This is a genomic window from Cohnella endophytica (assembly GCF_003628305.1).
In the GTDB taxonomy this organism is placed as follows: Bacteria; Bacillota; Bacilli; order Paenibacillales; family Paenibacillaceae; genus Cohnella; species Cohnella endophytica.
In genome coordinates, this window is the sequence record NZ_RBZM01000002.1 from 642,092 (window position 1) to 655,261 (window position 13,170).

10 protein-coding genes are annotated in these 13,170 nt (G+C 51.5%); 1 reads left to right on the forward strand and 9 read right to left on the reverse strand.

Features of this window, described 5'->3' with window-relative positions; translation table 11 throughout:
- Window positions 1-23 precede the first annotated feature (23 nt).
- The 4 genes from D7Z26_RS05025 to D7Z26_RS05040 all read right to left on the reverse strand — a co-directional run bounded on the left by D7Z26_RS05025 (window position 24) and on the right by D7Z26_RS05040 (window position 6,180).
- The gene (locus D7Z26_RS05025) at window positions 24-1,829 is read right to left on the reverse strand and encodes a cache domain-containing sensor histidine kinase (RefSeq protein ID WP_120974953.1); all 1,806 of its coding nucleotides are present in this window, start codon (window positions 1,827-1,829) and stop codon (window positions 24-26) included.
- Window positions 1,826-3,427 carry a response regulator gene (locus tag D7Z26_RS05030; protein WP_120974954.1) on the reverse strand — a complete coding sequence of 534 codons (1,602 nt, stop codon included), beginning with the start codon at window positions 3,425-3,427 and terminating at the stop codon, window positions 1,826-1,828. Before D7Z26_RS05030 ends, D7Z26_RS05025 begins: the two co-directional genes overlap by 4 nt.
- Window positions 3,428-3,603: 176 nt before the next feature.
- Window positions 3,604-5,124, reverse strand: a complete 1,521-nt coding sequence (locus tag D7Z26_RS05035; protein WP_120974955.1) for a family 43 glycosylhydrolase — start codon at window positions 5,122-5,124, stop codon at window positions 3,604-3,606.
- Between the two features lie 192 nt (window positions 5,125-5,316).
- A complete protein-coding gene (locus D7Z26_RS05040) occupies window positions 5,317-6,180 on the reverse strand; it encodes a phytanoyl-CoA dioxygenase family protein (RefSeq protein WP_158602198.1) in 864 nt (287 codons plus the stop codon).
- Window positions 6,181-6,362: 182 nt separating this feature from the next.
- Here D7Z26_RS05040 and D7Z26_RS05045 point away from each other — a divergent pair, with 182 nt between their 5' ends.
- On the forward strand, window positions 6,363-7,220 hold the full coding sequence (locus tag D7Z26_RS05045; protein WP_120974957.1) for a helix-turn-helix domain-containing protein: 858 nt from the start codon (window positions 6,363-6,365) through the stop codon (window positions 7,218-7,220).
- A 25-nt stretch (window positions 7,221-7,245) separates the two neighbouring features.
- On the opposite strand, the gene D7Z26_RS05050 is transcribed toward D7Z26_RS05045, so the two are convergent.
- The 5 genes from D7Z26_RS05050 to D7Z26_RS05070 are packed head-to-tail and all read right to left on the reverse strand — an operon-like array spanning window position 7,246 to window position 13,068.
- On the reverse strand, window positions 7,246-8,265 hold the full coding sequence (locus tag D7Z26_RS05050) for a zinc-binding alcohol dehydrogenase family protein (RefSeq protein WP_120974958.1): 1,020 nt from the start codon (window positions 8,263-8,265) through the stop codon (window positions 7,246-7,248).
- Between the two features lie 24 nt (window positions 8,266-8,289).
- Window positions 8,290-9,234 (reverse strand): aldo/keto reductase, encoded by a 945-nt coding sequence (locus tag D7Z26_RS05055; protein WP_120974959.1) that lies wholly within the window; start codon window positions 9,232-9,234, stop codon window positions 8,290-8,292.
- On the reverse strand, window positions 9,234-10,748 hold the full coding sequence (locus tag D7Z26_RS05060; protein ID WP_120974960.1) for a UxaA family hydrolase: 1,515 nt from the start codon (window positions 10,746-10,748) through the stop codon (window positions 9,234-9,236). The genes D7Z26_RS05055 and D7Z26_RS05060 overlap by 1 nt, the downstream gene beginning before the upstream one ends.
- Entirely contained in the window at window positions 10,745-12,241 is a 1,497-nt protein-coding gene (locus D7Z26_RS05065; protein ID WP_120974961.1) for a tagaturonate reductase, read from the reverse strand. Before D7Z26_RS05065 ends, D7Z26_RS05060 begins: the two co-directional genes overlap by 4 nt.
- Window positions 12,238-13,068: an amidohydrolase family protein gene (locus D7Z26_RS05070; protein ID WP_120974962.1), complete on the reverse strand. Its 831-nt coding sequence runs from the start codon at window positions 13,066-13,068 to the stop codon at window positions 12,238-12,240. Before D7Z26_RS05070 ends, D7Z26_RS05065 begins: the two co-directional genes overlap by 4 nt.
- Between the last annotated feature and the right edge of the window lie 102 nt (window positions 13,069-13,170).

Sequence of the window (13,170 nt, forward strand, 5' to 3'; positions counted from 1 at the left end):
ACGGTTTACTTCGAAAAGTTTCGTTATCTTTTGTAATCTCTTTGATCTGGAAGCAGCAATCTTACGATCGTACCTCTATGAATATGGCTTTCGAATTCCATTCCATAGGCGGATCCGTAAGAGATTTGAAGGCGCTCTTGGATATTAAGGACGCCGAAGCCGCCCAGCTGTTCGCCGCTTTTCTCTTTGAAGAGCGCATCGAGCTTATCCTGTTCGATTCCGACGCCGTCATCCTCGACTTCGATCAGAATATCGCCTTTAACCACACGCGCGCTGATCCGTATCGTGCCTTCCTCGGAGTCCTTTTCCATGATTCCATGAAGGATCGCGTTCTCGATAATCGGCTGCAAAATGATTTTGGGCACCATGCAGTCATTAAGCTCCCTTGGAACTTCGACGATTAGCGTAATGCACTCGCCGAACCTCATGTTCTGGATGTGTACGTAAGAGGCAACATGCTTGATTTCGTTCTCGAGCGTTACCCTTTCCCTGCCGTTGGACAAGCTTAATTTATAGAAAATCGCCAGCTCGTCGACGACCTTGGATATCTCTTTCGAACCGTTTTCTATCGCCATGACATTGATCAGATCCAGCGTATTGTACAAAAAATGAGGATTAATCTGCGCTTGCAACGCTTTAAGCTCCTTATTCTTAACCTCGCGTCCAAGCGTATAGGTTTCATCCACCAGCCTTGAAACGTTCTGTACCATCACGTTAAAATTGCGCGTCAATTCGCCGATTTCGTCTTCGTTCGTCGGTAGCGGCGCAACCTGAAAGTTGCCGTTCTTGACTTTGCGCACGTGCACGATCAACCGCCTTAAACGCTTCGTAGCGGATGCCGCCACGAAAAAAGAAAGCGGAAGTGTCAAAGGAATCACGATCAGAAATATGGAGATCAGCCGGTTGCGAGCTTTCGTAGTAGACTTCAAAATATCCGAATAAGGCACGATCATGGCGATTTTCATATCCGTATGAGGAATTTCCTGAATGCCGAACGATAACCTCGTCCCTTCGTAGACGAGGTTATCGTTCCAATAATTATCCTTGTCCGTTTTGGCGGGATGCATCAGAAGAAGCTGCTTCAATTGATCTGGCGTATAGACGAACTTCGACGTGGAGCTGAGGATTTCGCTTCTATTGTTCAGGAGTACCGCAGAGGTGGAAGGCGTAATGACGGCATGTTCAAGAACGGATTGCAAGGCGCTTTGTTTGATCTGAGCCCGTACGATGCCATCGAATTGTTGAATATTATGGTAGTTCGGGATTTTGCGCAATACCGAAATACGGTCGCTGTCGGAAGGACCGTCTAACGCGGAGGAGGGCAGCCAAGCCGACGAGGATTTGGAGGAAGTAAATCTCTGGAACCAATCCGTTGATTCAATGCTCCCCATTCGTAAATAATCCGTATTTTCCGTCGCCCCAGCCAAGCCTTGCTTCATATATAATTGAATCGTGTCGATGTCTTCGTTATTCCTGAACTGGTTAAGAACCTTTGCCAATTTGTTGGCGTCGGTTCCCCACAGGTTTACGTCCTCGTATTGAGCGGCATCGGAGGCTACGCTGGTCTGCACCAAATCGTTAAACGCGATGAAGTTAAGCACTTCCGTCACCGCTTGGGATTTATATTCTAAATAAGACTTCGTCTCGTCAAGCATCTTGTGCGAGGAATAGAGCATCTGCTCCTTGTTCTCCCTCTGCGTGAGATTAAGATGAATAAACAACAGCAATAAAAACGGAATGCAGATGACTAGCAAATAGGAAGCAAATAGCTTAAAGCTAATACTCAGGTTGTTGAACCATCTCAATGCCTTGAAATCGGTTAACTTCATCTCCACATTCTCTCCCGGTATTCGGATGGCGTGCACCCTACGTATCGCTTAAAGAACGTAGTGAAATAATTGGCATCGTTAAAACCGACGCGTACCGCGACCTCGAACAGCTTCATGTTTTTGTCCCTTAGCAGCTCCTTTGCTTTTTCCGTCCGAGTCAGCGTAATGAATTCTTTAACGGTTTCGCCGCGCTGCTTCTTAAAGTAGGAGCATAAATAAGTTTCGCTTAAATTCACGTGATTGGCGATCGCTTGTATCGTAAATCCCTTGTCCTGAAAATGAGCATGAATGTACTTCACGATTTCCCTGATTTTCCCGCTGCCCTGATCCTCCGTACCGGTGTTTTCCGCGAACGGCTGAAGGAAAGATAACACGTAATCCTCCAGCCTATCCAAGCTAGGTATTCGGTCTACTTCCTTCCATATATACCTTCGTTCCGCATCCTCGGATTGTTCCGTTATCCCTTGCTGAACGGCAACCTCAAGAATAACCAGAAGGTATTGGAAGTAGTTATCCTTCAGTCGAAGAATGTCCAGATCGCGATGCTTGCGGGCGCGTTCCGTCAATCGGCGAACCGCTCGCTTGACTTCCTCGAGATCTCCCTTGCGCAGCGTATCCCGAATGCCGCGAATTTCGTCCCAATCCGTCTCCAGCGGTTTATTCCCGCCGCTGAATTCCGACTGAAACAACGGTTTATTTCCATCGCCATAGTACTGCATGATACTCATATTCACGGCCGTTCGATAGGAATACGGAATTTCTTCGAGGGTAGGTACGGGCTCGCCGACGCCCAATCGGAGATTGATGAAATCGCCTACGATTTTTCGGAGAGCGACGTATAGCTCCTCGATGACCTCGCGACGCTCCCGATAGGTGCTGCCGAAGGCGCCTGGAAGCACTAGAATAAGCCAATTGCGGGAATCAAAGCCGCAGATCAGCCGGAGTTTCGCGATGCGCGGATGAGTGTTCAACGCATAGAGCAAGGCTTCTTGAATGGAAGTCGGGTCTTCGGGCAGTTGAACGGCATCCCAATAAAGCGGTGCCGCGGCTACCGTATAAGGTCCATTGTTCGGAAGCAAAAAGGTCGCCTCGTTCTCCAGCGCCGGTCTTACATGGTTGGAAGTCGGATCCGTGATTAACTTGCGCACCATTTCCTGCCTGAGGAAGGGCAAGCTGCGGTCGAATCCCGCTTGAAGACGCTGGTCTTCGGATTGCTTCCTCCGCTCGTCGAACTTTAATTGAACCGCAAGTTGCACGACCTCGCGCACCTCGTCCAGATTTACCGGTTTCTCGATATAATTAAGGGCTTTAAGCTGAATGGCCGATTTCAAATATTGTTTATCCGAGAATCCGCTCAAGAAGATGATTTGGCAGGCGGAGTCGATTGCCCGATATTGCTGGGCGAATTCGATCCCGTTCATCTTAGGCATCCTCACGTCGCAAAGAATAATATCGGGAACCCATTCCACGGCAAGTTCAAGCGCCACTTGTCCATTGCGCGCCGTCCGTACCTCGGCGATTCCGAGCTCGTCCCAAGGCACGTGTTTCCTGAGCAGTTCCCGTGTTCTTTCCTCGTCGTCAACGATAAGCAGCTTCATGGGATCCCTCCTATTATTTATTAATATTATCAACTATAGAACGCTTTCACGTCGAGTAGCCCCTGCAAAAGTTTCGTTTTCCTTCGAGAAGTTACGATAACGGCAATAGGAAAAACAAGAAAACCTGCCCGGCATCTCTTGTCCGGACAGGCTTTCCTATTCGCGTTAACATCGGTTTAGTTCTTCGTAAACGACCAGTCGTCCACTTTCACCCAATTGTTCGCGTTCGCGACGGAGTACACGCCGATCTGGGCGGAGCCGTTCGTCACGGCGATATTCGAGATCGTAATCTGTGTCCAACTGCCGATAGCGTTGCTGATCGCGTAGTCCTTCTCCGTTCCTCCATAGTTTTTTACATAGATTTGAGCGGTCGATTGACCCCCGCTGCTCTGAACCCAAACTTTTAACGTATACGTTCCGTTCGGCAGATTCGAGAGATTCTGATAACGGCTGGCGCTGTAGGCCGCCGAACCCGATTGCTGCGCGGCCCATCTGCCGGTATGACCGCCCGCTACGTTGCTATTGGGATCCGTCGTTACGTTATTCCAAGTGGTCCAACCCGCCAACGCGTTCTGCGAGACTCGATCCGCCTCGTAGCTAGGGTTCAAGGCGTAGTTGTTACCGCTGCCAACGCTCCACGTACCCGCCGCGGCGTCGAGATTAAACTGACTTAAAGAGTTGAGCGTCGGCGTCGTACCGCTGAAAGAAATCGGCATCCATTGATTGTAGCCGATGCCATTGCCGGCGAAATCGCTCCAACGGTCTCCGCCGAACAATACGGTCGTACCGGAAGAGCCTTGGACGCTTACGAACAATCCGGTCTGCGTGACGTGCGAGAAATCCGAATCCGTATTGTTTAGGATTGACTCGCTAGAATAAGGGCCCAGTATATTCGTTGCCGTTATATAGTACGTGTGAGAAGCGTTCCAGCCGTGCAAATCGGAAGAAGCGAGATAATAGACGCCGTTATACTTGAACATGGCGTTGCCTTCGCGTCCTCCCGAGGAACTATTGTATACATTCGTGGCGGGCTCGACGTTCAAATAGTCCGAGGCACGAAGCGGGGATACGTAAAGATGACTTCGTCCGTTCGTGTTGCTGAATACCAAATAAGGTTTGCCATCGTCGTCGATGAAGATCGACTGATCACCCGACATATTGTTAACGACATTCGTAATCGTGGTTTGAACGTGATCGAAGGTAAAAGTCCCCGTTGGCGTGCTGCTTGTGGCGAATGCGATTCCGCTACCGGCCGGTCCGACATATTGCGTAATCAACACGTACTTATGCGTAGTGCTGTTATAGACGACGCCAAGTCTGCCTAACCAATCGGCATTCCATGTCGAGCCGTCCGTCGCACCGGTAATGACGTTGCCTTGGAACGTCCAATGGACGAGATCCGTAGACGAATAACAGGTAACCGCGCTAAAGCTCGTATCGCTGTTCTTGGAAGTCGGATTATTGTAATAAGTTACCGCTCCTCCGTACTTTACGCCATACCAATAATAAGTACTGCCTACCTTCAGCACCCCGCCTCCTTGGGAGTAGATCGGATTGTTCGAGGTATCTTTCCAGAACACGTCGTTGGTGAGCGTCTGGCTTGAAGCGCTTGCGCTAATTGAGCCGAAAGAAAGAGCAACCGTCAGAAGTAGCAGGAAGCATTGGATTACGCTCAAGCGTCTAAATCCATTTCTCATCTTTAACATCCTTCCATATTGGGATGATGACGAATCTTCCTTTCCTGTCTGCCTTGCAACTCTCCTTTCCCGGTTGATTAAACTCCTTTCACATCGATTGCAAACCTATTATATTGCGCTTTCATTGTTGGATTAAGCCCCAAAACTTGCGATTTTCTTCGAATAGTAATGATTGGATAAATCTTTGCGATATTAAGCATGCTCCGGTCTTTCGGCTAGCCAATCCGCTAGCGTTGCGACCTTCTCCGGGTACTTGTAACTGCGCGCTAGAAAGCCGGCGCCATGCCCGGGCATGGGATCTTGATCGGTCGGCTGGTAGCGCAAATCCACGCTCCACCGGACTTCGTCCGAAAGATTCGGCGTAGACATATGCAAAGCGCGATCATTGAAGAGGATTGCGCTTCCTGCGGGCACGGGTAATACGACGGTTTGCGTTCTGCCCAATTGGTCTTCACGAAGCGCGGTATACTGAGTTCCCGTTAGTTGCTCCGCATGCCAATCCAACAAGCGCGTTCGGTGGGTTCTCGGCTTAATGTGCAAGCAACCGTTCACTTCGTTGGCGTCGACCAACGGAATCCAAACCGTAATGACGGGGTTAGAGTTGGCGTCCGGCCAATAGGACTTGTCTTGATGCCAAGGAACGGCTCCCGCGGCAACCTTCGGTATTTTGGGTCTTACGTTATAGACCGGATTGGAGAACAATTCTCCCCCGATCAACGATTCGACCGCGTCCAGGATTTTGGGCGCGCTCATCAAATGAAAATAGCCCGGAATACGGTCTCTCCAGCTTCTTCCGTATTTCAGGAAGTCCTCCGGCGTTAAATCCTTAAACAGCTCTGCTAGGCGATACTTGAAAGGCCGATCCTCCAGTTTGTCCTCTACTAAACCCGCCGCATTGAGTTCATCCGCGATCTCGGATACTTTTTGGTTCATCGCTTCCCTTGCCGGTGCAAGCTCTTCGTGCGACAGTAAGCGAGGCAAGACCAGGTAACCTTCCGAGTTATAGAAATCAATCTGCTCCTTAGTCAAACTTCCGTTTTCCGATTGATGATACATCATGGTCAACTCCCGAAATTCACTTTGAATACAAATTAATTGTAGTATTAATGCGATAATCAGTATTTAGATCGAATTTCGGATATTGATCAATTTCTCCGGTAAATTTAGAGCCATCGTCCAAGGTATGTGTTATTCTTTCAGGAGAAGAGATTGAGAACATAGAAAGGTGTTTTGCTAATATGCAGCTTGTCTCCGAGCTTCAGCCTTCGATTCGTGTCGCCCATCTCTACGACTTCCCCAAGGGAAATAACGAATTCGAATCTACGAGAATCGGCTATTGTTATGCCTTCCATCTCATCAAAAGCGGCAAAGGAAAAATCGCTGTACAAGGGCGAACGTTTCACGTACGCAAAGGTGATCTCCTTTACTTTCCGCCGCGTGTTTGCCATTCCTTCTACTCCGACCCGGAGCAACCGCTATCCAGTTATAATATTTATTGCGAATTATGGTCACCCGTCCCCATTGCTACGCAACAACATTTAGTCTGGGACGCCGCCGATTTCAACTCCTCCTTCTTAACCGAAATGAAAGAAGATGCCGCAATCGAACGGCTTCCCAACTACGTCCCCCTTCAACATCACGAGACGACCGTCTCGTTATTCGAACATATCGTGAATCAATTTCAGAGCCCCCATCTGTTATCCGACGAGATCGTCCGTTGCTTGCTTAAGGCATTCGTATTAGAAATAATCCAGCTCTCCGCGACTCCGTTATTAACCGATTATCGAATTAAGCCGATCATGGATCTCATCGACCAAGAAGCAAATGCCGAAAGGCATTACGAAGCTTGGCTTGAGCTAAGCGGCCTCAAGAAAACGCAATTTCATGCCTTGTTCAAGAACGCGACGGGGCTCTCGCCCAAAGCCTATTGGACACGGGCCATAATGAAACAAGCCGCTGCCGCCCTGCGGGAGAGCAATCGCTCGATCACAGAACTGGCATACGGCTTAGGGTATTCGTCCATTCATCACTTCACCAAGCAATTCACGGGTTACTACGGCGTTGCTCCTTCCGTATTCCGGAACCGAAAGGAATAGATCAGGATTTTCGCAACCCGGACCTCTACAACTCTACGATTGCTTTAATCACTTTAGACTCCGGTTTCAACCACGTCTCGAACTCGTCTATCATACCGTCGAACGAGGAACGATGGGTTATGTACCGGCCGATGTCTAGTTGGTAGTTACCAAGGATGTCCATGACATGATAGAAATCGGCCTTCGTCGCATTCCTGCTCCCCATGAGCGTGAGCTCTCGTTTATGGAAATCCGGATCGGAGAACGTAATGTCTCCTTTAATAAGCCCGACGAATATCAGCTTGCCTCCGTGCGCGACGAGCTCGAACGCGTTCGTCATCGACTTGGCATTGCCCGTCGCGTCGAATACGGCTACCGGGAACTCTCCTGCCGTTAGCTCTGCCAGCTTCGACTTCGCATCGGCTTCTTGGGCATTGATCGTATGGTCGACTTGCGCCCATGACCGACAGAAGTCAAGCCTCTCGTCGTTAATATCCATCGCGATGACCGTCGCGCCGGTTTGCTTGGCAAAAGCCATGACGCCGAGGCCGATCGGTCCGGAACCGATAACGAGAACCGCGTCGCCGGGAGCAAGATCGGCCCTGCGAACGGCATGCGCGCCGATCGCCAGCGGTTCCACGATCGCCGCCTCGTCCAACGTTAATCCGTCCGCGCGGAGCAGGTGCGAGATCGGAACGGAAATCCGTTCGCGCATCCCCCCGTCGGCATGAACGCCTAACACCTTCATGTCCGTGCAGCAATTGGTTTTCCCTCTTCTGCACGCCACGCACGTTCCGCAATGAAGATAAGGGATGATCGACACTTGATCTCCCGCCTTGAGGCCTTCGGAATTATCTTCTATCCGCTCGATGATGCCGGATAACTCATGTCCCAGAATTCGCGGGTAATCAAAAAAAGGCTGATTCCCCTTATAAGCGTGCAGATCCGTACCGCAAATACCGACCCGCCGCACGCTTACGAGCGCGTTGCCCTCCGATAATACCGGTTCCGGCAGATCGTCTACCAGACGGAACGATTCAATCTTCTCGCACACGATTCCTTTCATGCCCGTTACACTCCCCAATCTCTCTTATAGATCGATTTTCGTGTTGTACTCCCGCAATCCGCTCTTCCATGTTTCGTTACGGAGCGGTGCCAGTACTCGCAGCACGTCAGATAATAACTCCTCATCGATCGGTTCGTCCGTCCACGCCGCGTTCTTGACGATGTTATCCGGATTGGCCGTACTGACGAGCGTAGTCGGAACCCGCTCGTTGCTCGTCGAGAACTGAACCGCAAGCTTGGCGATGTCCTCTCCCCGTTCAACGCACAATCTGGCAGCGCGTAAGCACGTTTCTTTCAGTCGCTCGCTGGCGGGATGCCAATCCGGCGTTCCGCGCGTGCCGAGCAGTCCCATCGATAACGGAGACGCATTCACGAGTCCGATTTCCTTCGTCGCCAGCAACGGAAGCAGATCCAGCAAGGACGTATCGTTCAAAGAGTAGTGGCAATAGGAAATAATCGCGTCGACATCCGCTTGCGGAATCATCCGTTCGAATAGTTCAAGCGGCAGGCCGCATATGCCGGTGAAGCGTATTTTCCCTTGTTCCTTTAAGCGGTTCAAGGCGGGTACCGCTTCCTCCAGGATGATCTCGGGAGGTACGAACTCGATATCGTGCAGGAACAAAATATCGACGTAGTCCGTCTTCAACCTTTTCAGGCTCTCTTCCAAGCTCGCTTCGATTTTCGCTCTCGAGAAATCGAACTCGTCCATCCCGTAACGGCCGGCTTTCGTGGAAAGGTAGAATCGGCTGCGCGAAATTTCGCCGATCGCTTTGCCCAAGACGGCTTCCGCTTTGGTGGCTCCGTAATAGGGCGAAACATCGATGTAGTTAATGCCCGAATCAAGCGCTGCATGGACGGTCCGTACGGCCTCTCCGTCATCCGTCGGCCGGAACACGGAGCCGAGCGAGGAGGCGCCGAAGCTAAGCGCGGATACTTCCAGTCCGGTTCTGCCTAAAGCGCGATACTTCATTATAGGATCACCCCGTCTTTGAAAATGGCGATTTCCCTGAATCCGTTGTTTTCGTTATTCGTATACGTCTCGCCGGAAGCCAGAGAGAGAATCCGCTCCCATAGATCGTCCGTCAGTTGCTCCATCCCCTTGCCTTCGAGCAATTGCCCGGCGTTAAAGTCGATCCAGTTCTTCTTGCGCTCGGCTAACTCGGTATTCGTCGCGATCTTGACCGTCGGCACCGGACCGCCGAACGGCGTCCCTCTCCCGGTGGTGAAGAGCACGATATGCGCGCCCGCCGCGGAGAGCGCGGTCACGGAAACGAGATCGTTACCCGGCGCTTCGATCAAATTCAGCCCCGTCTTCGCGACCCTTTCACCATACGGCAGGACATCGGTGACGATCGCGTGGCCGCCCTTCTGCGTGCAACCAAGCGACTTCTCCTCCAGCGTACTGATGCCTCCCGATTTGTTGCCGGGCGAAGGGTTCTCGTAGATTTCCTGTCCATGGCGGATGAAATACTGCTTGAAGTCATTGATTAATGTGACGATACGGCCGAACACGTCTTCGTCCTCCGCCCGGTTCATCAAGATCTTCTCCGCGCCGAACATTTCGGGCACTTCCGTCAGAATCGCGGTCCCGCCCGCGGCGATCAGTCGATCGGATACGGCTCCGACAAGCGGATTCGCGGTAATCCCGGATAACCCGTCCGAGCCGCCGCATTTCAATCCGATTTTGAGTTTGGATACGGGCACGGGCTGACGTTCGAACGTACGGGCGAATTCGACGAGCTCGCCGATCAGCTCCAGCCCTTCTTCCAATTCGTCTTCCGCTTCTTGCGACTTCAGGAATTTCACCCGGCGCGGATCGTATTCGCCGATCGCGTTCTTAAACAAATCAATCTGATTATTTTCGCAGCCGAGCCCTACGACGAGTATGCCGGCGGCATTCGGATGATTGACGAGGGAGGCGAGCAGCTTCTGCGTATGCTTAAGGTCATCGCCTAGCTGGGAACAACCGTAGGGATGGGCAAAGTGGAATACTCCGTCCACTTCGTTCTCGTATGCGGAATTTCCCCGTCTCGCGATTAGTTCGCAAGTTTTGTTAATGCATCCGACCGTATTAATGATCCAGATTTCGTTGCGGATACCGACGTCTCCGTTCGCTCGGACGTAACCCTGGAACGTTCGATTGTCGTCAATCCGTTGACCCGCGACGGTCGCGGGAGGAGCAGCCATTTCATTTGACGGCTCGTAACGATATTCCTCTATGCCCTTCAAACCCGTGCCTAGATTATGCGTATGCACCCAAGTCCCCGGCGTAATATCCTGTTTGGCTTTGCCGATGGAATACCCGAACTTATTGACATCGTTGCCCGACGGAACGAATGTCGTTGCGATTTTATGGCCTCGTTGTACTTCTTCTTCCAACGTTAACGTCGATCCATCCTCCAGAATCAATGCCTTTCCTGCCGGGATGGCGTCTAAGGCAACGATTACCTGATCTTTCGGCGATAATCGAATCCAGTTTCTCATCTCGAATCCCCCTCTTCCCATAACTCCCGCCGCGTAATGATGGCTTCGGCCAATCCGTCCCATGCGGACAAATCCATGTCCCAGACCGTCTCTTCACTAAGAAGCCGCTTCACCGTTTCCAAGAGTTTCTCTTGGGTTTGCTCCGCGTTCTGCCAGATCTCGGAGCATAAGCCTAGCAACTCCTCATCATCCCTTACCGAATAAGCCTTTCCTTGCAGGTCTATCCCTCCGTACCCGTCGCCTATGCGTCGTACGCGAGTATATCTCAACAATCCGGCCAGTCCGACCGCGAGTCGCTCGGGTATCGGCTGTCCCAAATTCGCGTAATAGCGCAGCGAAGGCAGCAGACGCGCCTTGAATTTACTTAGGCTGTTCATCGCGATATCCGCGAGCCGATGCCGAATATAAGGATTGGCAAACCTCTCGAAAACGGTATTTGCGTAATCGGTCATTTCCCGTTGCGGATAAGGCAACGCCGGAACCACATCATGCAAGATCAGCGATTTGATCGACTGTCCGAGCGAAGGATGTTCCATGAATTCACGAACCTGTTCGATGCCATGCAGTAGACCAAGCGGAGCCATCCACGTATGGGCCGCATTCAGGATTCTGACCTTGCGCTGCTGGAACGGGGACAGATCGTCCGTCCATTGCACGTTCAAGTCCGCTTTCTTCAGCGGCAATAAGTCGTCCAACTCCGCTTCTCCCTCGATCGCCCATAGATGGTAAGGCTCCGCGGTAGTCAGCATCGGATCCGAGTAACCCCATTCCGAGAACCAAGCATCCGCCTGGGCTTCCTCCGGATATCCGGTCACGATCCGGTCAACTAACGTGTTCAAGAATCGATTGCTTGCTAGCACCCAATCGCGATAGGCTTCGGGCAATCCCCAATCCGAGCTATAACGCAAGACTAACTCCAGAAGCGTATCCCCGTTCCTCTCCAGCAGTTCGCAAGGGAGAAATAGAAGGCCTTTATCCGCAGCGCCTCCGAAAGCTTCATAACGACGATAGAGCAGATAGGCGATTTTTCCCGGGAACGATATGATCGGTTCATTCGTCAGCGGCTCGGGCTTATAGGTCAAGCCCGCTTCCGTCGTATTCGAAATCACGAACCGCAAATCTTCGCTTTGCGCAATCTCTATCAGCCTGTTCCAATTCTCGTAGGGATCGAATACTTGGGAGAATACGGATATTACGTTGCTCCGTTCTACCTCCTCGCCACCCTCGAGCCCCCGAACAACAAGCGTGTAAAGCCCGTCCTGCGCGTTAAGTTGTTCGATCTTAGGTTTGCCAGAAGGTCTTGGTTGTGTAACCGCCACGCTTCCATGAAACAAACCTTGCTCTCGGCTGACGTGAAGCATCCAATCCGTGAAGCCCCTCAAAAAATTGCCTTCCCCGATCTGAAGAACCGTAACCGGAGCATTCTTCATCCTGTCGAACTTAGATTTCCGTTCCTCCGTCAGCGCATCGCGCCCCAGTCGCAGCGAACTCATAACTTATAGAACTCCTTCGCGTTATCGCCGTATAATCTGGCTCGCTCATGCTTACCCCACGTGTCGGGAAGCGCTTGCTCCAAAATGTCCACGACATCGTCATACCCGGCGGCAAGCAAGCAGACCGGCCAGTCGGTGCCGAACAGAACTCTCCGCGGGCCGAACGCCTCGAGAACGTGCCTAACATAGCGGGTAAAATGCTCCTTCTTCCACGTCCGATGATCGGCTTCGGTGACCATGCCGGATAATTTGCAGCAAATATTCGGATGGCTTGCCGCCCTCTTCAACTGTTCCGCCCACGGTTCGAATAACCCTTCGGCGATTTTCGGCTTCGCGATATGGTCGATGACGCTCCTTAACCCCGGCACCTGTTCCAACAGCAGGTTCAATGCGCCCAATTGATCGGCCTTTACGAGCAGATCGACCGGAACGTCCTCCTCCGCATATTCTCGAAGAGCTTCCACGAAAGCGGGTTCGAGAATACGGTTCGCATCGGGCATATCTTGTATCATAATTCGAAATCCAACGAATTTCGGATGTTGCCGGAACCGCTGAAAATGTCCGCGCTGACCGGGATCGAACAGGTCGAGCCAACCTACGACCCCGAGAATCGAGTCGGCCCCTTCGGCGAGCGTCAATAAATAATCCGTCTCTTCGATCGTGGGAGCGGCTTGCACAGTTATCGTCCCCGAGATGTCATTGTCCCGTAGGTGCTTCTCGAGATCCGCCGGCATAAAATCGCGATATAAGACTTGCAGCTCCGGCGTGATCCAACCGTAATCGTCGCGGTCTAATTTCCAATAATGCTGATGGGCATCGATGCGCATAGGCGACATTCACTCCCCGTTCTTGTTTATCTCTTTATTTTACGCGCATAATCAGATGTGATAATCCCCTTACATTGCTTTTTTATGCCGAATTTTGATATT

What these genes read in the sequence shown, in the direction of transcription:
- D7Z26_RS05025 (WP_120974953.1), bottom strand. Translation starts at nt 1,829, where the DNA reads ATGAAGTTAACCGATTTCAAGGCATTGAGATGGTTCAACAACCTGAGT.
- D7Z26_RS05030 (WP_120974954.1), bottom strand. Translation starts at nt 3,427, where the DNA reads ATGAAGCTGCTTATCGTTGACGACGAGGAAAGAACACGGGAACTGCTC.
- D7Z26_RS05035 (WP_120974955.1), bottom strand. Translation starts at nt 5,124, where the DNA reads ATGAGAAATGGATTTAGACGCTTGAGCGTAATCCAATGCTTCCTGCTA.
- D7Z26_RS05040 (WP_158602198.1), bottom strand. Translation starts at nt 6,180, where the DNA reads ATGTATCATCAATCGGAAAACGGAAGTTTGACTAAGGAGCAGATTGAT.
- D7Z26_RS05045 (WP_120974957.1), top strand. Translation starts at nt 6,363, where the DNA reads ATGCAGCTTGTCTCCGAGCTTCAGCCTTCGATTCGTGTCGCCCATCTC.
- D7Z26_RS05050 (WP_120974958.1), bottom strand. Translation starts at nt 8,265, where the DNA reads ATGAAAGGAATCGTGTGCGAGAAGATTGAATCGTTCCGTCTGGTAGAC.
- D7Z26_RS05055 (WP_120974959.1), bottom strand. Translation starts at nt 9,234, where the DNA reads ATGAAGTATCGCGCTTTAGGCAGAACCGGACTGGAAGTATCCGCGCTT.
- D7Z26_RS05060 (WP_120974960.1), bottom strand. Translation starts at nt 10,748, where the DNA reads ATGAGAAACTGGATTCGATTATCGCCGAAAGATCAGGTAATCGTTGCC.
- D7Z26_RS05065 (WP_120974961.1), bottom strand. Translation starts at nt 12,241, where the DNA reads ATGAGTTCGCTGCGACTGGGGCGCGATGCGCTGACGGAGGAACGGAAA.
- D7Z26_RS05070 (WP_120974962.1), bottom strand. Translation starts at nt 13,068, where the DNA reads ATGCGCATCGATGCCCATCAGCATTATTGGAAATTAGACCGCGACGAT.